Source organism: Campylobacter geochelonis, from assembly GCF_013201685.1.
Taxonomy (GTDB): Bacteria; Campylobacterota; Campylobacteria; order Campylobacterales; family Campylobacteraceae; genus Campylobacter_B; species Campylobacter_B geochelonis.
The window spans coordinates 540015-559536 of the sequence record NZ_CP053844.1 but is presented as its reverse complement, the minus strand read 5'-3'; the positions used below and the strand labels follow the sequence as shown (position 1 = coordinate 559536).

General features: G+C 34.9%; 17 protein-coding genes. 3 read left to right on the top strand and 14 right to left on the bottom strand.

The features are described from left to right. Nucleotides 1–105: 105 nt before the first annotated feature. From CGEO_RS02700 to murC, 6 genes are read right to left on the bottom strand one after another with little or no spacing between them, the layout of a single operon-like run. The gene (locus CGEO_RS02700) at nt 106–480 is read right to left on the bottom strand and encodes a RidA family protein (protein WP_075540269.1); all 375 of its coding nucleotides are present in this window, start codon (nt 478–480) and stop codon (nt 106–108) included. Then, nucleotides 480–1583: a succinyl-diaminopimelate desuccinylase gene (gene dapE / locus CGEO_RS02695; RefSeq protein WP_075540270.1), complete on the bottom strand. Its 1104-nt coding sequence runs from the start codon at nt 1581–1583 to the stop codon at nt 480–482. The genes CGEO_RS02700 and dapE overlap by 1 nt, the downstream gene beginning before the upstream one ends. Beyond that, nucleotides 1584–2189 (bottom strand): LysE family translocator, encoded by a 606-nt coding sequence (locus tag CGEO_RS02690; protein ID WP_075494212.1) that lies wholly within the window; start codon nt 2187–2189, stop codon nt 1584–1586. Between the two features lie 9 nt (nt 2190–2198). Continuing rightward, nucleotides 2199–4403, bottom strand: coding sequence for an endonuclease MutS2 (locus CGEO_RS02685; protein ID WP_075540271.1), 2205 nt, complete (start codon nt 4401–4403; stop codon nt 2199–2201). After that, nucleotides 4393–4746: a hypothetical protein gene (locus tag CGEO_RS02680; protein WP_075494210.1), complete on the bottom strand. Its 354-nt coding sequence runs from the start codon at nt 4744–4746 to the stop codon at nt 4393–4395. The genes CGEO_RS02685 and CGEO_RS02680 overlap by 11 nt, the downstream gene beginning before the upstream one ends. Further along, nucleotides 4743–6050, bottom strand: coding sequence for a UDP-N-acetylmuramate--L-alanine ligase (gene murC, locus CGEO_RS02675; RefSeq protein WP_075494209.1), 1308 nt, complete (start codon nt 6048–6050; stop codon nt 4743–4745). The genes CGEO_RS02680 and murC overlap by 4 nt, the downstream gene beginning before the upstream one ends. A gap of 151 nt (nt 6051–6201) precedes the next feature. Between murC and CGEO_RS02670 the strand changes: the two genes are divergently transcribed. Then, the gene (locus tag CGEO_RS02670) at nt 6202–7404 is read left to right on the top strand and encodes a multiheme c-type cytochrome (RefSeq protein ID WP_075531525.1); all 1203 of its coding nucleotides are present in this window, start codon (nt 6202–6204) and stop codon (nt 7402–7404) included. Here CGEO_RS02670 and CGEO_RS02665 read toward each other — a convergent pair. The 7 genes from CGEO_RS02665 to ileS form a co-directional block, all read right to left on the bottom strand. After that, nucleotides 7401–8063 (bottom strand): HesA/MoeB/ThiF family protein, encoded by a 663-nt coding sequence (locus CGEO_RS02665; protein ID WP_075540272.1) that lies wholly within the window; start codon nt 8061–8063, stop codon nt 7401–7403. The genes CGEO_RS02670 and CGEO_RS02665 overlap by 4 nt on opposite strands. Continuing rightward, nucleotides 8060–8857, bottom strand: a complete 798-nt coding sequence (locus CGEO_RS02660) for a carbon-nitrogen hydrolase family protein (protein ID WP_075540273.1) — start codon at nt 8855–8857, stop codon at nt 8060–8062. Before CGEO_RS02660 ends, CGEO_RS02665 begins: the two co-directional genes overlap by 4 nt. Beyond that, a complete protein-coding gene (xseB, locus tag CGEO_RS02655; protein ID WP_075494205.1) occupies nt 8850–9053 on the bottom strand; it encodes an exodeoxyribonuclease VII small subunit in 204 nt (67 codons plus the stop codon). The genes CGEO_RS02660 and xseB overlap by 8 nt, the downstream gene beginning before the upstream one ends. Next, nucleotides 9041–10150: a homoserine O-acetyltransferase MetX gene (gene metX, locus CGEO_RS02650; protein ID WP_075540274.1), complete on the bottom strand. Its 1110-nt coding sequence runs from the start codon at nt 10148–10150 to the stop codon at nt 9041–9043. The genes xseB and metX overlap by 13 nt, the downstream gene beginning before the upstream one ends. Then, nucleotides 10150–11598, bottom strand: coding sequence for an IMP dehydrogenase (guaB, locus tag CGEO_RS02645; RefSeq protein ID WP_075494203.1), 1449 nt, complete (start codon nt 11596–11598; stop codon nt 10150–10152). The genes metX and guaB overlap by 1 nt, the downstream gene beginning before the upstream one ends. A 3-nt stretch (nt 11599–11601) precedes the next feature. After that, nucleotides 11602–12960: an Asp-tRNA(Asn)/Glu-tRNA(Gln) amidotransferase subunit GatA gene (gatA, locus tag CGEO_RS02640; protein WP_075540275.1), complete on the bottom strand. Its 1359-nt coding sequence runs from the start codon at nt 12958–12960 to the stop codon at nt 11602–11604. Between the two features lie 99 nt (nt 12961–13059). Next, nucleotides 13060–15813, bottom strand: a complete 2754-nt coding sequence (gene ileS, locus CGEO_RS02635; protein ID WP_075540276.1) for an isoleucine--tRNA ligase — start codon at nt 15811–15813, stop codon at nt 13060–13062. A gap of 117 nt (nt 15814–15930) precedes the next feature. On the opposite strand from ileS, the gene CGEO_RS02630 reads away from it, so the two are divergent. Next, nucleotides 15931–17031, top strand: a complete 1101-nt coding sequence (locus tag CGEO_RS02630; protein ID WP_075494200.1) for a CinA family protein — start codon at nt 15931–15933, stop codon at nt 17029–17031. Between the two features lie 3 nt (nt 17032–17034). Then, nucleotides 17035–17358 (top strand): hypothetical protein, encoded by a 324-nt coding sequence (locus CGEO_RS02625; RefSeq protein WP_075540277.1) that lies wholly within the window; start codon nt 17035–17037, stop codon nt 17356–17358. A gap of 13 nt (nt 17359–17371) precedes the next feature. On the opposite strand, the gene CGEO_RS02620 is transcribed toward CGEO_RS02625, so the two are convergent. After that, the gene (locus CGEO_RS02620; RefSeq protein WP_075540278.1) at nt 17372–19354 is read right to left on the bottom strand and encodes an AAA family ATPase; all 1983 of its coding nucleotides are present in this window, start codon (nt 19352–19354) and stop codon (nt 17372–17374) included. Nucleotides 19355–19522: the final 168 nt, after the last annotated feature.

Here is a 19522-nt window from a genome sequence, read left to right as displayed (position 1 = left end):
CCGCTGCGGTTTTATAAACCACAAAAGAGAAATAAAAACCAAAAATTTCATCTATATTTTGGCTAAAAACTAGCCAAAATATAGCTGTCTACGCCAAATTTTGGCTTAAGAAATTTGAGCTATGACTTCGATTTCGATTAAGACATTTTTAGGTAGACTTTTAACCGCTACAGTGCTACGAGCTGGTTTGTTTTGGCTAAAATACTTCGCATAAACTTCATTAACTTTTGCAAAGTCAGCCATATCATCTAAAAATATCACAGTTTTTACAACATCGTTAAAGCTCACTCCAGCCTCTTTTAAGATGGCTTCTAAATTTGCCATAACTTGCGTTGTTTGCTCCTCTATACTTCCGCCTACTAACTCGCCATTTGGCTTTAGTGGAATTTGTCCAGAGGTAAATAAAAAGCCATTTGCAACAACTCCTTGTGAGTAAGGTCCGATCGCTGCTGGAGCGGCATTTGTGTGAACTATTTTCATCAATCTTCCTTTAAATTTGTTATTAAATCTTTAAAAACAAGGTAAAGTTTTTCTACCTCATCGACGCCAACTCTCTCATCAACTGCGTGAATCGTGTCATTTATCACACCAAACTCAACCACATCAACACCAAATTCAGCAAAATACCTAGCATCGCTAGTTCCTCCACTTGTGCTAAGCTCTGGCGAGATTTCGCAAATTTTATCCACTGAACTTTGCATAAATTTAACTAAATTTGAGTCTTTTGAAGTTAAAAACGGGCGCGCCGAACTCTTTAACTCTAAGCTAATATCATACCCTTTATATAGGTTTTCTATATATTCTTTAACCTTTTTCATATCGGTTAGATTTGAGTTTCGCACATTAAACATCACTTTTACAGACTCTGGAGTTACGTTTGTTACCTCCATACCGCCTCTTATATCGGTTATAACTATCTTGCTTGGTTGGAAAAACTCTCCACCATCATCAAGTTCATACCCCGCAAACTCGTTAAAATGAGAAGCTAAGATGTGGACTGGGTTTATGCATTTGCTTGGATATGCGGCGTGTCCTTGCTTGCCATTTATCTTTAAAACTCCATTTATAGAGCCACGCCTGCCGATTTTTAGGGTATCGCCCATGACCTTATCGCTTGTTGGCTCGGCAACAACGGCATACTCTGGCAACTCGCCCACCTCTTTAAGCCATTTTAAAACTTCTAGCGTGCCATAAAGTGCGTCTCCTTCTTCATCACTAGTTAAAAGCAAACTTAATGTGCCATTAAACTCATCGCTATCTATAAGTGCTGATATCATCGCAGCTACGCCACTTTTCATATCTTGAGCGCCACGAGCATAAAGTTTTCCATCTTTTAAAACCGGCTTAAATGGCTCACTACTCCAACCATCTCCAGGAGGCACTACATCGATATGTCCTGCAAAACAAAGATGAATTCCATCGCCAAATTTACGTTTTAAGAAAAGATTTCTAACGCCATTTTTCTCTATAAATTTAGACTCAAACTCTGGCAAAAGCAAGGCTATGTAGTTTAATGCACCATCGTCATCTGGCGTGATAGATCTAAATTTTAATAACTCTTTTAAGATTTCTATAACTTCCATTTAGCTTCCTTTAATAAATTTTTCATATATAAGCAAAAATGCAAAAAACAGCAAAATTATAGCTGAAAAATACGATAGCATTTTTGAAGCTTTTGCGCCTATTAGATTTCTACTTTTATAAATGGCTAGCGGAAAGAGCGTTATCCAGCTTAAAATTCCAGCCACAAGCCCTAAAAGAGCTAGCACAAAACTTCCTTCTATACTTGCTGTAACGGTTGCTATGCTTAGCCAAAACATGATAACATAAGGGTTTGTGATATTTAGAAAAAAGCCCTTTATAAAAGTTTTTGTATGAGAGGTAAATTTAACATCTTGTTGTGGCGCTATGACATTACTAGCGTTTTTATAGATATCATACGCCATATAGCTTAGATAAATCGCCCCACAAACCGCAAGAACGCTAAAAAAAGTCGGATAGTTTAAAAACTCAAGCATACCAAAACTAAGTAAAATCAAATAAAGCGCGTCCGCACTCATCGCTCCAAGCCCTAAAGCAAGGGCTTGAGTGTAGCTTTTAAGCGCATAAGACATAATAAGCACATTCACCGGACCAATCGGCACAGAAACACCCCAACCTAGCATAATCCCTTTTAAAAAAGCCTCCAAATTCCTCTCCTAAAATTTTATAATCTTTGAGCCAAAACCACCCTCGTTTGGCGTTCCATCGCGAAAAGATACAACGCTTGGATGAGTTTTTAAAAACTCTTTAACCGCAAAAGCAAGTTTTCCAGTTCCCATACCATGTTTTACTATAACCTCATCAAAGCCCATTACAAGGCTATCAGAGATAAATTTATCAAGCTTTTCTATCGCCTCTTCCGCTCTTAAACCGTGCAAGTCTAAAACAACGCTAGCACTTTGCGGTTTTGCTACTTTTATGCTAACAGAACTTGTCTTAATTACCGGCTGGTTTCCGCTTCGTTTAAGAAGCTTAATCGGAACTCTAAGTTTAATACCATCGCTTAAAATGGTCGCATCTGTCTTGCTAAGGGAGATAATTTCGCCTTTGATTTTTTCATATTTTACCCTATCGCCGATTTTATAATTTTCATCTTTGGATATGATTTCAGGCTTGATTACCGCTTTTATAAGCTCATTTGCTTTGTTGATTGAGCGTTGTTTATCCTTAGTATCTTGTAAATTTACACTTCTTTTTGCCTCGCTTATAGCGTGATAATACTGTGTTTCAAGGCGAGAAATAACCGCTTTTTGCTCATCTTCAAATTTCTCTTTTTGATTTTTAAAGCCCTCAAGCAGCGAATCAAGCTTTTGCTCTTTTTTGTTCGTTTCATCAAGCTTTTCTCTTAGCTTTAACTCTAAATTTATAGCTTTTGAAATCGCCTCATTTAAGTTCTCTTTATCTTCTCCATATGCTTTTTTAGCCTCACTTACAAAAGTCGGCGAAATCCCGTATCTTAAAGCTGTTTCAAAGGCGTATGATTTGCCGATTGTCCCTTTTAAAAATTCGAATTTAGGCACTCCTAAGTTTTCATCATAAAGCGCTGCTACAAGTTCGACTTCGCTATCTTTTGCAAGTAGCATGGCAAGTCGTTTGTGGTGCGTTGTGATGATGATTTTAACATCATTTTGAGCAAGCCTTTTTATAAGCACACTATATAAACTAGCAGCCTCTTCAAAGTCTGTTCCAAGCTCGATTTCATCGACTCCGATGATTAAATTTTTTCTACCAAAAAGTTTAGAAAAGCTAAGCATTCTTCCAGCAAAAGTTGAAATATCATTTTTCACGCTTTGTGGATCTTCCATGATAAGTTCAAACTCTTTAAAAGTGCCTATTTTAGACTCGTTTGCGCGTATAGGCATAGGCAAAAGATACTTTGAGAGCAAAGACGCTGTTAAAATAGACTTTAAAAGCATACTTTTCCCACCAGCGTTTACTCCGGTGATTAAAAGCACTTTTTTACTAAAATCTATACTAACTCGCTTTGGATTTTTAAGCGCTGGATGGGCAAAATCTTTGATGATAATATCTCTTGAGCTATCAGCTAAAACAAACTCATAGTCCTTTGCTCTAGCTAAAAATGCCCTTGCACAAAGCGCGTCAAGTTGGTCAAAAGCTTGGTTTATAAATTTTAAAAACAAGAGATTTTTACTAAAAATTTGACTTATTTTTTTGCAATGCTCATGCACAATCTCCTCTTTTTTATCCATTATGCTTGCTTGCTCGGATTTAAGGCGCGAGATGTTTGCTGGCATCACATAAAAGTATCCACCACTACTTCTTGCTACAACTGTGCCTTTTAAAACATGATTAAAACCACCACGCACCAAAAGTGCCTCACTATCGTTTATATAGTGAATTTGTGTATCAACTAGATATGGAGTTATGCTTTTTGAATAAATTAGACGTTTAAGTTCGCTATTTATCTCATCTTTTTTTATCTTATATGCCTCTTTTAGTGCGTAAAACCGCTCATCAATACTATCTTTAAACTCGCCTTTTTCATCAAAATACAACGCCACTTCGCCAACATTTTGCGGGATTACTATCTTTGTAAGCCACTCAAGAAGCCTGCCTTGAAATTTAATCTTTTTTATATAGTTAAAATAGTTAAAAATTTTACTGAATTCATAAATCTCACTGATATGCAAAACGCCTTGTTTTGAGACTCTCATCAACGAATCATCTAAATTCGCCACGCTTTGGCAAGGTTTAAAGTCAAATTTAGCAAGTTCTAAAATTTTTTCATAATTTATCTTGCTATCGCCTTCTACAAAAAGGGGCTTTTGTCTTGCAAGATATAAGTTAAAGTTATTTAAATACTCATCTAAATCAAGCTTAGTAAAAATACTACTTTTCATCTTTTATTTTGCAGTCCTTTGCATCTACCATAACATCTTTAAATTTATCGCTAACGCCCTTTTTAGCTATAAAACTCGAAGTTGCATAAGAGAAGTTAAAATTTGTTTGGTTTATATCATAACCTTTGCAAACTAAAGTTTTGTTTTGGTTAAAACTTAAGGCTATCTCTTGTAAATTTAGGCTTTTTTTCTCGACAAAACCCTCATAAAAGTATCCAAACACAGCAATAAATGCCAAAATTCCAACTATACTAAATTTGACCTTTTTGCTAAGTTTTTCATCATCTACACTAAAAAGCACGATGATAAAAAGCAACAAAACTATAGCGATTATATATCTCATAAATCTCCTCTTAACTGATAAGTGATATCTCCAGCACCAAATCCGATAACTATGCCATCATCAAGCAGGTGTTTTACGCCAAAGTTGTCATAAAACTCAATGCTTTGATTATCTCTTTTTACCCTGTCTGTAAAAAGCGGTTTAAGCTCTTTAAACTCGGCTCTTAAATCAATCCCATTATCACTTTCTCCAGCCGAATAAACTGGTAAAATAACTAAATCATCAGCCTCTTTAAAACACTCTTTAAAGCCTTCTAAATTTGCTTTTAACCTTGTGTAGCGGTGTGGTTGAAAAATAGCTGTGATTTTACTAATACCAAGCAAATTCGCATACTCTTTAACGCTTTTTAAAGTCGCTTTTATCTCGGTTGGATGATGTCCATAATCATCGATTAAAACAAAGTCTTTATTAGCCACTAATATATCAAATCTTTTTTTAATCCCACGATACTCAAGCAAGCTTTTTCTAATGCTCTCTAGCCCAACCTCGCAGTTTGCCGCTAATATGGCAAGACTTGCATCGATTGCGATATGTTCGCCGATACCAAAAACCTCAAACCTGCCTAAGCCTTTTAAGTTAAAACTTATATATGGCTGATACTCTCTTAAAACCAGCTTAACGCTTTCTATATCGCGGCTTGGATAGAGTTTAATACAATCTTTTTTAATCGTAGATAAAAACTCATCTTCAGCATTTATAACGCAAATTTTTGCCCTTTCTAAAAAGCCACGATAAGCAGCGTGAAATTTCTCAATATCAAAGTCATAATGCTCCATATGTTCTGGTTCTGCGTTTGTTACAACGGCTAAATATGGGTTTGAGTTTAAAAAACTACTATCACTCTCATCAGCTTCAAAGATGATATTTTCGCTCTCAAAATACTTCATATTTGAGCCAAACTGTTTTGAAATAGCTCCTATTATAACTGAACCATCTAAAATGCTTGCAAGCATCGATGAAGTGGTGCTTTTACCATGCGCTCCGGCTACTGAAAAGACCTTTTTGTCTTTTAACACTAAAGGTAAAATTTCTTTTCTTGAAAAGCATTTTATCCCCTTTTTCTTCGCTTCTGCTATTTCGACATTATTTTCTTTAATAGCAGCTGAGTAAACGACAAAATCTTGATCTTTTATGATATCTTTACAGTGTGGAGTAACGACCTCAACTCCTTCGTTTCTAAGCTTTTTTATAGTGTTACTTTCTTTTATATCAGAACCTGTGATGATATAATCTCTCTCTTTTAAAAACCTCGCAATAGCAGAAATTCCAATCCCGCCTATGCCTATAAAATGAACTTTTTTCAAATTTATGCCTTTGTAAAATTTAGTCTATATTTTACCTAAAAGCTACTTAAAATTTAGATTTTATCGTGATAAATAGCACTTACTATTGTTATTTTTTTGAAAGTATTGTATACTTTACGTCAAAATAACTTATGTTTATAAAAGAGGTTTCATGAAATATTTTTTAATCTTACTCTTAGCAGTTACGCTTTCAAATGCAAAAATCATTCAAAGATTTGTAGCGCCTACAAACTGTAGCGCCTGTCACCAAGAACAAGTTAAAGACTGGATGACGTCCCTGCACGCAAAGTCGCATACAGATAAAAACGAGCTGTATCATGAGGCAGTAAAAATAGTCGCAAGAGATCTTAGACAACCGTATGAGAATGTTTTAGTTAAGTGTGGGGATTGTCATAACCCAAGACTAGAAGTAGCTGAAAGCGAACTTGATGAAAACTATATGCTAGCTAAAGCTTTTGTGCTAGAAACCACGCAAAGCGAACATATAGATAAAGCACTAACTGCTAAACATATACAAAATGGTATAAGTTGCTATGTATGTCACAACGTAAATAGCATAAAAGAAAAACACAACGATCAAGATGTCGGATTTAACGTGCTTGAGTGGATACCAAATGATACAATCGTAGGACCATTTACAGATCCAAACAACAGAGCCGGTTTTCATAAAAGTGAGATTAGGGATTACTTTGTTACTGGAAATGACTTGTGCCTTGCTTGCCACCAAGGACAAGCTACTGAGAACAAACTCTCAGTTTATGATACTGGAAAAGAGCTAGAATCGACAAATGATACAAGACGATGCGTTGATTGTCATATGGGTTCTTTAAAACAAGAGATTATAGCTCCAAATATGAAGCCAAATTTAGCCCAAAAAAGAACGATAAGATCTCACCTTTTTGCTGGTATTAGAAATGATTCTAAAGAGTTAAAAGAGTATGTAAATCTAGGCATTAAGGTCATAGGTAGCACTAAAGCAAACATAGAGATAGAAAACCTTGCAACACACAACTTGCCAAGCGGATTTAGTGGTAGAAGCGTAGTGCTAAATCTAAAATTTTTAAAAGGAACAACAGAGTTATCTAGCAATAAAATAGGCTTTGAAAAAGTTTATAGAAATAAAATAGGAAGCAGAACTCTATCATACGCAGCTGATAGACTAGTATCAGATAGCACTTTAAAACCTCTTGAAAAAAGAGAGATTTCTATAGATATACCAGCAGGAACAACAAGTATAAAAGCTGATCTTTTATACTATGTGTTAGCTCCTGAAGTAAAAGGCTCAATGCAGATAAAAAATGATGCATTCACCAAGCCTTATACTATGAAGTCGATGACTTTTAACTTAAACTAGTTCATCTTAAATTTACTAACTTTAAGCTCTCCGCTACTTATATCAAGGTAGTGGAGAGTATCTTTTTTCACTTCCAAACCTGCTAGATAACGAAGAGCTAAATTCGCTTCAAAACTTGATACAAACATAACGATAGGAGCTGTTAAACCAGCTGGTTTTAGCCCTGTTTTTTCAAATGGCTTAAAATCTGCCTTATCCATAAAGCAAACTTGTCCATGCCATGCTTCAACTGAAGCGTATATCCAAGGCGTTTTTGTTGCTTTAGCAAATTTATTTATCGAAGCTCTTGTTTCAAGGTTATCTGTCGCATCTAAGATAAGGTCAAATTTAATTGTGTTAGTCTTAACAAACTCATCAAATTTAACTAAATACGGCACAACTTTAACACCATCATAGCGAGCTTCAACCTTTTCTTTAAAAATTTGGGCTTTGAATTTATCCCCATCGTTTAAACTAAAAAGAATTTGTCGATGAATATTATGAAGCGATACTTTATCAAAGTCAATAACATGAATCTCTCCAACTCCACTTGCACCAAGCGCGTAAGCTAAAGTACTTCCAAGCCCGCCACTTCCTATGATTAAAACTTTTTTGTTTGATAACGAATTTTGTGTTTCCTCGCCCCAAAGCTGAATTTGGCGAGTAAAATAACCACTCATATAAATCCTTTTTGACTTAAAATTTCTCTAAATTTCCATAACTTTCGCTCATCTTTTAGCTCTTTTTTACAAAGCTCGAAAAGCAAAATTCCCTCTTCGTTTTTTAAACTACTGCTGATTTCTCCATTTGGCGATATCGCAAAACTATCTCCATAAAACTCACAAACCTCATCGCCAAATTTTGCCTTGCCCACGCGGTTTACTCTTAAAACATAGACTAAATTTGTAAAAGCTCTTGTTTTAAGCATCTCTTGCCAACGCAAATTTGACTCAAATGTCGAAGCAGTTGGTACTAAAACCACGTCCACTCCGGCTTTCATTAACTCTTGCCAACACACATCAAAGTGCGCTTCAAAGCCAGACAAAACTCCAAATTTAAACTTTTCATGCGTAAAAATAGGCAAATTTAGCTTCTCATCTTGATTTAGAAAAAAGCTTTTTTCATCCCAATGCATATAGTTTATCAAAAAACTCTGCTCCCAAAAGCGAGTGCTGTTTGGCATAAATTTAGCCACGCCTTTTATAAAACCTTTGCCTTTTGGCAGGATAAAAGGTGCAATTATAGTTATATCATACTTTTTTGCAAGCTCACTCATAAGCTCTTTTTTGTGTGAAATTTGCTCTTTTATCAAAGTTTTTGGCATTTTTAAAAGTTCGGTAAAAAAGCTATTTAGCACGTATTCGCCAAGAACAGCTAAATTCGCGCCATTTTCCTTTACTATGCGTATATAATAATCAATCCTAGCCTCACTCATCGATAAAGTTGGAAGCTGGATTAAGCAAATTTTACTCATCATCGCTTTCTACTTCATAAACTTCAAGCTTCGCATCGTTTAAAATCTCTTTTGCCTCTTTTAAAAGTTTAACGCCATCTTTGTATAACTTAACGCTATCGTTTAAATTTAAATCTTCTTTTTTTAGCTCTTCTAAAACTAAATTTATCTTTTCTAGCTTTGCTTCAAAGCTCTCTTTGTTTTCTACTTTTTCCATTCTAACGCCCTTTTTATATAAAAATCAAATTTTTCAACTTCAACCAAAAACGCATCATGCCCATAATCGCTACTTATATCGATATATTCGACCATATTTTTACGCCCCATATCAACCAAACTATCATAAATTTCTCTCATCTCGCGAGGCATAAAAAGCATATCGCCGCTAAAAGATATCAAAGTTAGCTTTGCTTTAATTGGAGCAAGCGCGTCTTTTAAACTATCATAATGGCGAGTGCAGTCAAAGACATTCATCATCTTTGCGATATAAAGATAGCATAATGGATCAAAACGCTTTGAGAAGTTATAGCCATTATACTCCATATATCTATCAACCTCAAATCGCCCCTTTAGCTCGTAAAGTCCATCTGTATCGACATACTTCCTATCAAATTTACTCTTAGTTGAGTGTGGACTTAAAAAGCTGATATGTCCTGCCATCCTACCAATCGCCATGCCAGTTAAGCCATTTTCTTTAATCGCTTCTTTATCATAATTTCCATTATCAAAATTTGGATCATTTAAAATGCCCTCAATGGCGATTTTGTTAAACGCTATCGCCCATGCTTGAGTAGCATAAGTCGTAGCTAGTGCGATAACTCGGTCGCAAAAGTCACTATGCTCAATCGCAAAACAAAGCGCTTGCATTCCACCTAAACTTCCACCTATTATCGCGTGAGCCTTTTTTATCCCAAGACGCTCAAAAAGCCTTCTTTGCGCATTTACCACATCGCTTATCACGACTACAGGAAAGCGCATCCTATACTCTTTGCCTCTACTTTCATCTATATCTAGTGGGCAAGTTGAACCAAATGGGCTTGAGATGATATTTACACAAATAACAAAATATTTTGTTGTATCAACCGCCTTACCATCGCCTATTAAGCTATCCCACCAACCAGCTTTTGTATCTCCATCATAACGCCCTGCTGCGTGATGGCTTCCAGTTAGTGCATGACAAACTACAACTGCGTTTGATTTATCGGCATTTAACTCGCCATAAGTTTCATAAGCGAGTTTAAAAGAGGAGAAAATCCGGCCGCTCTCTAAGTAAAGCGGCTCGTTAAAATGCTCTATTTTAGTCTCTATCTTCACTAATCAACTCTATAGTTTGGCGCCTCTTTTGTGATGATAACATCATGAACGTGGCTCTCTTTTAGACCCGCACTTGTTATCTCAACAAATTCTGCTTTTTCTTGATAAGTTGGTATGTCTATGCTTCCACAATACCCCATCGAGCTTCTAAGTCCACCAACTAGCTGATAAATCACCTCTTTTAAAAGTCCAGCATATGGAACACGCCCTTCAATGCCTTCTGGGACTAGCTTTTCAGATGCAGTTCCTTCTTGGAAGTATCTATCAGCGCTTCCTTTTGTCATAGCGCCTAGCGAGCCCATACCACGGTAGCTTTTATACTGTCTTCCTTGGAAAGTTATCAAATCCCCTGGGCTTTCATCGCAACCTGCAAGCAAGCTTCCTATCATAACTGAACTTGCACCAACAGCAAGAGCTTTTGCTACATCACCAGAGTATTTTATACCACCATCTGCGATGACTGGAATGCCGTATTTCTTGGCTTCATCAGCGCAATCGCTAATCGCTGTAATTTGCGGAACTCCAACTCCAGCTACTATTCTAGTCGTGCATATGCTTCCTGGTCCGATTCCTACTTTTATAGCGTCTGCTCCAGCTTGTGCTAAGTCTTTAACGCTTGCCGGATTTGCGACATTTCCTACTACAACATCAACATCAAAATTTCTCTTTAACTCTTTTAAAGTATCGATTATGCCTTTTGAATGTCCGTGCGCTGAGTCCATAACAAGCACATCAACACCAGCTTCAACCAAAGCTTTTGCCCTATCAAGATGTCCAACACTTATAGCAGCCGCTACTCTTAAGCGACCATATTGATCTTTGTTTGAATTTGGATACTCAACTCTTTTTTTAAGATCTTTGATTGTAATTAGTCCATCAAGTTTGCCATGCTCATCGACAATCGGGAGTTTTTCTACTTTGTTGCTTCTAAAAATTTTCTCAGCATCATCAAGCGTGCAACCTTTTGGAGCTGTGATTAGTGGTGCTTTTGTCATCTTATCGCCAACAAGAGCGTTAAATTCAGTCTCAAATCGCAAATCTCTGTTTGTCAAAATGCCGATTAAAATTCCATTATCATCAACTACTGGAACTCCTGAAATTCTATACTCACTCATGATATCAAGCGCATCTTTTATAGTAGCGCCAGCTTTTATGAAAATCGGATCGATTATAACGCCACTCTCGCTTTTTTTGACTCTTTTTACCATTCTAGCTTGAGTTTGAACATCCATATTTTTATGAATCACGCCAATTCCACCAAGTCTAGCCATCATAATCGCCGTTCTATACTCAGTAACAGTGTCCATAGCAGCACTTACTAAAGGGATATTTAAATCGATATTTCTACTAAATTTAGTCCTTAAATCCACATCTTTTGGTAAAATTTCAGAATACTGAGGCACTAAAAGCACATCTTCAAATGTTAAAGCTCTTTTTACTATCTTCATACGCTACTCCTTTGTTATATTTTCTAAAACTAATCCGCCATCTAAGACTGCTTGCTCATCATAAGCTTTTCCTATGATTTGAGCACTTACATTAAGCCCATCTCTATCTTTTCCAACTGGAACTGAGATAGCTGGAAGTCCGGCTAAATTTACACCCACAGTGTAAACATCGCCAAGATATGCTTGCACTGGATCGCTCATCGCACCAAATTTATAAGCCGTAGTTGGAGCAACTGGTAACAATATAATATCGCTCTCTTTTAAAATTTCTTCATACTCTTTTTTGATAAAGTTTCTTGCTTTTTGCGCTTTTATATAGTAGGCATCATAGTATCCGCTACTTAACACGAAAGTTCCAAGCAGCATTCTTCTTTTTACCTCTTCGCCAAAGCCCTCGCCTCTAGTCTTTGCATATAAGTCATGAAGATTTTTAACTTCTGCTCTTCTTCCATATCTAACGCCATCATAACGGCTTAAATTTGCACTCGCTTCGGCAGTTGAGATGATATAGTAAGTTGCTATGTCATATTTTGCGTTTGATAAATTTTTATAAACTATACTATGACCTGCTGATTTTAGCTTCTCTATCGTTTTTAAAAGCTCTTTTTTAACATCTTCATCAGCGTCATTTATATAGTTTTCTATCACAGCTATACTAAATTTGCGGTTTGGATTTAGTTTATCTGCTGTGTTTTCATACACACCACTAAAGCTTGTGCTATCTTTTGTGTCATGACCTTTTATGATATCGTATAAAATAGCAGCATCTTCAACACTTCTAGTAATAGGACCTATTTGATCTAAGCTACTTGAGTATGCTCCAAGACCGTATCTGCTAACTCTTCCATAAGTTGGCTTAAACCCTACGCACCCACAAAATGCAGCTGGTTGGCGTATGCTTCCACCAGTATCGCTTCCTAAAGCAGCTATTGCTAATCCACCAGCAACAGCTGCCGCGCTTCCGCCACTGCTTCCGCCAGGAACTCTGCTTCTATCAAGCGGATTTAGCGTTTTGCCGTAGTATGAAGTTTCAGTTGAGCCACCCATCGCAAACTCGTCCATATTTGTACGACCAAATGGGCTTAAATTTGCCTCTTTTAGCTTTGTTATAACAGTTGCATCATAAGGCGCAACATATCCTTGAAGTATCTTTGAAGAAGCTGTTATACTCCAACCTTTAACTTGAATGTTGTCTTTTATAGCGATTGGAACGCCATCGCCACTTTCGTTTAGCTCTTCATTGGTTAGTTGCTCGACATAAGCTCCTAAAGCCCTATCTTGCACAATCTTATCTTTTAGCTCTTTTCTTAAATTTAGAATTTCACTTTGCGAAAGCTTCAACGCCTCTTTTAAGCTTATCACTTTTTCTCCTTATATTTATTTACAAAAAATATGCCCATTGCTATAAGGGCACAGATGATGATAACAGTGATGATAACAACACTAAAGCTCATCTGTTCGTTAAACATTCTTTAGCACTTTCGCACATCGTGGGCATACTTCGCCTTCATGATTTGCTTGGTATTTCCAGCACCTTGGGCATTTAAATTTATCCGATTTAACTAGTCTAAACACCTCATCCATTGTTTTAAACTCAGCTAAATACTCATCACTTTCAATACTTTTTACGCCACTAACCATAAACCAGTCAACTATCTCATCCATATCGTGAGATAAAATCTCATTTGAACTTGTCTCTAAAACTAGCTCTAGGGTTGATTTTATAATTTTATCTTTTTTAAGCGAGTCGATTATTTCAAAGAATTTATCTCTTGAGCTGATAAAAATTTCATCTTCAATAATTTCTTCAAACTCAAGCCCTTTATAAGCTAAGTCAAACGCATCCTCTTTGCCATTTTTAACAATATTTGGTGCATAGTCCATAACCTCATCAACTGTGTATGTCAAAGTTGGAGCGATAAGTGGTAAAAGCGCTCTTGTTATCAGCACCATCGCACTTTGCGCGCTTCTTCTTCTAGTTGAGTTTAAATCATCACAATAAAGCCTATCTTTACAAACATCAAGATAAATTCCACTTAAATCCGCACTTAAGAAATTTAACAATATATTAAATCCTTTTGAAAAATCATAGTTTTTAAACGCTGCTGAAGTTTCGTTAAACGCGACTGTTGCTTTGTTTAAAATCCACTTATCAAGCACTGTGAAATTTCCCTCTAGCTCTTTTAAATCACTTACATTTGCTAATAAAAATCTTATGGTATTTCTTATCTTTCTATACTGTTCGCTAACTTGTTTTAGGATATTATCGCTGATTTTTAAATCACTTGAGTAATCACTTAGCCCAACCCATAAACGCAAAATTTCAACTCCGTATTGCTTTGCTACATCACTTGGTGCTACGACATTTCCTACGGATTTGCTCATTTTTTGTCCTTTCTCATCGACTGTAAAGCCATGAGTTAGGATATTTTTATAAGGAGCTTGCTCATTTACAGCACAACTTACTAAAAGCGAGCTTTGAAACCATCCACGGTGTTGGTCGCTTCCTTCAAGATACATATCAGCCTTGTATCCGCCAGCGTCATACTCGCCACTTTGTAAAACTGCTTTCCACGTACTTCCGCTATCAAACCAAACATCAAGTATATCCATAACTTTTTCTAAGTTATTTGGATCAAATTTAGACTCTTTTGGTAAAAGTTCACTAATCTCTAGCTCCCACCACGCATCAGCGCCTTTGACTTTAAAAATGTTAGCTATATTTTTAAGCACTTCATCATCAAAAATCGGCTCTTTTGTGGTCTTATCTCTAAAAAACGCTATCGGTACACCCCAGTCGCGCTGTCTTGAAATACACCAATCAGGGCGATTTTCTATCATCGAAGTTAGCCTTTTTACGCCACTTTCTGGATAAAATTTGACATTTTTAATCTCATCTAAAGCAACCTGACGAAGCGTTTTGCCATTTAGTTTTGGCTCATCCATCGCGATAAACCACTGTTTTGTAGCACGGTAAATCACTGGCTTGTGAGTTCTCCAACAAAACGGATATGAGTGAGTAAATTTACTCACACTTACAACCGCATCGCCTAAAAGCTCGATAATTTTCTCATTTGCCTTAAAGATATGAAGTCCAACCAACTCATCAACCACATCATCGCGAAATAGCTTTTTAGATTTTAAAACTAAGTCGTATTTGCCCTCTTCATCAACTGGCATGATGACTTCTATACCGTATTTTAAGCTAACATGATAGTCATCTTCACCATGTCCTGGAGCTGTGTGAACCAAACCAGTTCCGCCGTCCATCAAAACATGCTCGCCTAAAATAAAGCGTGAAGCTCTGTCATTTAGTGGATTTATAGCTAAGAGGTTTTCAAGTTCGTTTGAGATAAATTCCTTTATCACTTCTCCTTTTGTAATGCCACTTGCTACAAGACCTTCTAACAGCGGTTTTGCAAAAATCAAGTTTTCGCTAGTTACAACGTATGTTTCATCTGGTTTTAAAGAGATAGCTTGATTTGCTGGAAGTGTCCAAGGAGTAGTTGTCCAAATGACTGCTTTTGCGCCTTTTGTGCCGATTTTTGCATTTGCTTCATCACTTAAATCAAACGCCACAAAAATCGAATAATCCTCTTTATCTTTATACTCAACTTCAGCTTCAGCTAACGCAGTTTTTGCAGCCCAACTCCAAAAAACAGGCTTGCTTCGCTCGATTAAAATTCCTTTTTTAGCAATAGCACAGAGCGCTTCGTAAATTTCAGCCTCAAACTCAAATTTCATCGTCATATAAGGATCTTCCCAATCCCCCAAAACGCCAAGAGTCTTAAACTCATCTCTTTGGATGTTTATAAATTCCCTTGCATGGGCGCGACACATCTCGCGAATTTGAGTTTTGCTAGTTGATTTTTTCTTATCTCCTAGTTTAACTTCAACTTGCTGCTCGATAGGCAACCCATGACAATCCCAGCCCGGAACATAGCGTATATCTTCGCCAAAAAAGTAGTGCGTTTTTGTTATGATATCTTTTAGAATTTTATTTAACGCATGTCCTATATGAAGATGTCCGTTGGCATAAGGTGGACCATCGTGTAGGTTAAAACTCACACTCGCACCAGCTCTTTTAGCTTTCATCTTTTCATAAACTTTTCGCTCATTATACCAAGAGTTAAATCGTAGCGGCTCATTTTGTGGTAGATTTCCCCTCATAGCAAAATCTGTCACAGGAAGAAAAAGTGTATCTTTATAATCCATATCTAAAAACCTTGTAAATAAATTTGCAAATTCTATCTCAACAGCCCTGAAATATCGATAAAATTTAAAAAATATATCCAATTTATGCTATAATCAACCAAATTTAAAGGAGTCTGTATGAACAACGCCCTTTTAATCATAGGCGAAGACATTAAGATAAATCAACCTTTTTTAAACTATATTTTTGAAAATTATATGGCTAAATTTGGCGAGCTAGGTGACATAAAATTTATAGAAAAAAATGATAAAAATATGCCATTAGCTATACAAAATTTAGCCAAAAAATACTCTTCTATTTTAATCTTTTCATCAGATGAAAACTACCATTTAGTCGCTAAAATCATCGCCACATTGACCTCTGACATACTTGAACTTAAATTTAGTCAAACCTTAGCGCCATCGATGTCAAAACTTATCAAAAAAGATAGCTTTTTGATAGTCTTAGATGGGTGCGAGATAAATTTAGTTAAAGTAAATCCACTTCAAAAACTTCCAGAAATTCTTATAAATGATACTGAAAAATCGCAAAAATTTTTTATATTTGCCGATGATTTGGAAGATTTAAGAGAGTATTTTGAGCCGATTTGTGCTAAATTTGATATAGATTTATCGCTTAGTAAATTTAGTAAATTTCTTATCTTAGCATCTGCAAAAGAGCGTAAATTTGGTAAACTTGTTGGCTTTATAGATGAAGTTTTAGAAGTGCTTTCAAACCAAGTTATCATGGAGGAAAATTTAGCTAAATTTATAGTAGAAAAACTAAAAGCAATCGGTGCTAAAATCAGCTTTGCAGAGAGCTGCACGGCTGGATTAATAGCTTCTAAAATCGGCGAAATTAGCGGCGCAAGTGAAGTGTTTGATGGCTCGCTTGTAACCTACTCAAATCAGATAAAGCACATTTGGCTTGATGTTAGCGAAGATGTTTTAGAAGAGTTTGGAGCAGTTAGCAAAGAGTGCGTTATAAAGATGATAGATGGGGCAATTGAAGCTAGTGGGGCAAATTTCGCACTTGCAGTTAGCGGAATCGCAGGTCCAACTGGAGGAAGCGAGCAAAAGCCCGTAGGAACGGTCTTTATCGGCGCAGGAAGTAGAAATGGCAAAAAACTTGTGGATAGATTTTTTATCCAAGGCGATAGAAACTATATAAGAAATGAGAGCGTAAATATCGCTTTTAGTATGCTTTTAAAGCTCAAACCAGATCTGTTTTTTAGGGAGTAGGATATGAAAAAAGTGGTTTTTTTAACTATGGTTTTTTTAGCAAGCGCTAATGCGTTTTTTCTTGATACAAATAGCTCAGATTTAAATAAAACAATTGATGATTTAGCGATGAAAAGCAAGCTTTTAAACCAAAATTTTGAAAGTTTTTTAAAGCAAAACTCAGAAAAATTCAAACTTTTTGAGGGAAATTTAAGCATTATGAGCGAGGATTTTAACAAAACTATAAGCAAATTTAGTGATGAACTTGATAGCTTACAACAAAATTTTTACAAAAGCTTGTCTGATTTAAATCTTACAGTGCCAAATTTAAATATAAATAAAAAATAATAGATATATAAAATTAGTTTTTAAAATGTTTAAGTTTAAAAAAATCAATAATTTCATCTATAAATTTCGGTACTTCATATTTCTTCTTTTGTGCTAACTCAACATATTTTCTTGCAAATTCAATCTTTCTAAAACCATTGTTTTTCTTAAAAAATTCTTTTATATCTTTTTTATCTGTTGGTCTTATATCAAAACAAAAGTACGAATTTGAATCAGTTCGAATATTTCCCGGTTGATCTAAAATAGTATTTATTTTTTTATCTTGAAACGACCTTAATGTTTCAATAAATAACTCTCCATTTAAACAGTCTTCTATTTCCGTTACTTGACTACGGTCACCACCGTCTATTTTTACAAGTAATGTATCTTGTTGTTTTTCATCATTAAATAATCTTTTTGCAATAATGTTATCACTATTACCATTGTTAAAATTTATTTGAATTTTATCAGTATCTACTAAACAATATATTTTTCCATTTATGCCTTCTTTTTCATTTAAAGGTAAAATTAAGTAATTATTAATACGTTGCACTTCTTTCGAGCCGCCTACTGGTAGTATCCTTAAATTTTCTTTTTCTATTAAATCGGACATATAAAAATCAAAGTATATTTTTTCGGAACTTCCTTCACAAATTAGCCAATTGTATGGTTTCTCAGATTTAATTGAAGCGATAATTGATTGAACTAAATCATTAATACTTTTAAGTTCTATTTCATCTGGCATGGGTTTATTTGTACTGTTTTGTTTTATTTTCTCACGATAATTATATAAATCAAATGTTCTAAATTTAAAGCTAGTTTTATTTTCGTCTAGCATATTTAAACTCAAAAAATGTGCATTTCCACTTGTTGTTATTGGCAAAAAGCCATACCAATGAGTTGTAATTAATGTTTGTATTAAATTCTCTGTTGATAAGTCAAGTAACTTTTGAAACTGATTAAAAGTTTTGGATATATTCAAAGAGGATTCTGGTTCATCAATAGCTAATATTATTTCTTTATCTTCTATAGTTTGACTTTTTATAAGTGCCGTGGAAATATCAATTAAAGCTTGTCTTTTTTCGCCAGAACTTAAACTTTTAGCGGAAATATTTTTATTATTTGCATCTATTTTATGTAGTGTTCTGATAGAAAAAAACAACTCTATTACCTTTTGAGTAAGCTCATTCATACTAATATTTTTTCTGTTTGACCCATTTTTGTATGTATATGCAGATAATTGTTGTTCTAAATCATCTACAAAAGAGTTAAGGCTTTTATTTATAGTATCTAGATTTTTAGTAGTAATAATTTTAATAATTTCGTCATTTATATCTTTACCCATTAATTTTTGCATATTTTGAGTTTCTAATTTCGTAAACTCTTCTACACCAGCCTCTACCGGTATATAAATATAAGAATAATAGTTTTTTATATATTCGTTATAGTTCCCAAAATAAATTCTAAATTTCTTGTTTTCTTCTTCGTTTTGACTATTAAATTTAAAGCCACCCAATTCTTCTGAGAATAATTTTGCTATGTGACTATCAAATGAGCTAAAATAAACATTAATAATACTATGTTTATAACCAACACCAGAAATTAAAAGCATGTGTGTATCTTTGTATACACTATCTATATTTTTCAATTCTTCAATTAAAATTTTTGCTTCAGTACTATTCGGTGATAATTTTGAAATATCAAAATCCCAAAGTAAATCACTAATTTTTTGCATTTTTTTAAAGCAAGACTCATCATTTTTGGTTATTTTCTTTAGAGACTCTTTGTCTAACAAATGAACAGTAGATATATATGGGGTATTAGCATCGGTTAGGCTTGCTCCAGAATGTATATTCCACTCTTTTCCATTGAAATAAGTATCTAGAGCCTCAAGTATAGAGCTTTTACCAACACCATTATCTCCTATATATGCAGAAAATCTATGCTTTGTAGAGATTGGTATATAGTTTAATCCACCATATATTTTATAATTTTTAAGTAAAATCCCTATAATCATTTTTAAAACCTAATAATAAAATTATTAATATTTTACATATATTTTGTTTAAAAAAACATAATAAAGAATATCTTTAATTTTAATTATACTTTATATAATGATTATTATCTAAATTTAAGTTTAAAAAATTAAAACTAAGTACTCTGTTGCACATAGCAACTATATTTA

What these genes read in the sequence shown, in the direction of transcription:
- CGEO_RS02700 (WP_075540269.1), bottom strand. Translation starts at nt 480, where the DNA reads ATGAAAATAGTTCACACAAATGCCGCTCCAGCAGCGATCGGACCTTAC.
- dapE (WP_075540270.1), bottom strand. Translation starts at nt 1,583, where the DNA reads ATGGAAGTTATAGAAATCTTAAAAGAGTTATTAAAATTTAGATCTATC.
- CGEO_RS02685 (WP_075540271.1), bottom strand. Translation starts at nt 4,403, where the DNA reads ATGAAAAGTAGTATTTTTACTAAGCTTGATTTAGATGAGTATTTAAAT.
- CGEO_RS02680 (WP_075494210.1), bottom strand. Translation starts at nt 4,746, where the DNA reads ATGAGATATATAATCGCTATAGTTTTGTTGCTTTTTATCATCGTGCTT.
- CGEO_RS02670 (WP_075531525.1), top strand. Translation starts at nt 6,202, where the DNA reads ATGAAATATTTTTTAATCTTACTCTTAGCAGTTACGCTTTCAAATGCA.
- CGEO_RS02665 (WP_075540272.1), bottom strand. Translation starts at nt 8,063, where the DNA reads ATGAGTGGTTATTTTACTCGCCAAATTCAGCTTTGGGGCGAGGAAACA.
- CGEO_RS02660 (WP_075540273.1), bottom strand. Translation starts at nt 8,857, where the DNA reads ATGAGTAAAATTTGCTTAATCCAGCTTCCAACTTTATCGATGAGTGAG.
- xseB (WP_075494205.1), bottom strand. Translation starts at nt 9,053, where the DNA reads ATGGAAAAAGTAGAAAACAAAGAGAGCTTTGAAGCAAAGCTAGAAAAG.
- guaB (WP_075494203.1), bottom strand. Translation starts at nt 11,598, where the DNA reads ATGAAGATAGTAAAAAGAGCTTTAACATTTGAAGATGTGCTTTTAGTG.
- ileS (WP_075540276.1), bottom strand. Translation starts at nt 15,813, where the DNA reads ATGGATTATAAAGATACACTTTTTCTTCCTGTGACAGATTTTGCTATG.
- CGEO_RS02630 (WP_075494200.1), top strand. Translation starts at nt 15,931, where the DNA reads ATGAACAACGCCCTTTTAATCATAGGCGAAGACATTAAGATAAATCAA.
- CGEO_RS02625 (WP_075540277.1), top strand. Translation starts at nt 17,035, where the DNA reads ATGAAAAAAGTGGTTTTTTTAACTATGGTTTTTTTAGCAAGCGCTAAT.
- CGEO_RS02620 (WP_075540278.1), bottom strand. Translation starts at nt 19,354, where the DNA reads ATGATTATAGGGATTTTACTTAAAAATTATAAAATATATGGTGGATTA.